The sequence below is a fragment of the Ochrobactrum sp. SFR4 genome, from assembly GCF_019730395.1.
Classification (GTDB): domain Bacteria; phylum Pseudomonadota; class Alphaproteobacteria; order Rhizobiales; family Rhizobiaceae; genus Pseudochrobactrum.
Window position 1 is genome coordinate 1 of record NZ_JAAPBB010001149.1, and the last position, 247, is coordinate 247.

Genomic DNA, 247 nt, shown 5'->3' on the forward strand with positions numbered 1-247 from the left:
CGGGCTGATTGATGCGGCCAACCGCACTGCATCCGGCTATCGCGTCTACTCAGATCGCGATGTGCAAAATCTGCGCTTTATCCGTCAGTGCCGTGATCTCGGCCTGTCACTGGAGCGGATCAAATTATTGCTCAATCTCTGGCGCAATGATCAGCGTGCCTCGGCGGCGGTCAAACAGATCGCTCTGGCCCATGTGGCGGAACTTGAAACCAAAATTGCCGATATGCGCTCCATGGCTGATACCTTG

The 247-nt window shown here is 55.5% G+C and carries 1 protein-coding gene; it reads left to right on the forward strand.

The features are described 5' to 3' along the window. Positions 1-247: MerR family DNA-binding protein (locus tag HBA93_RS22645; RefSeq protein WP_221724733.1), on the forward strand; the 247-nt coding region annotated here is incomplete at both ends.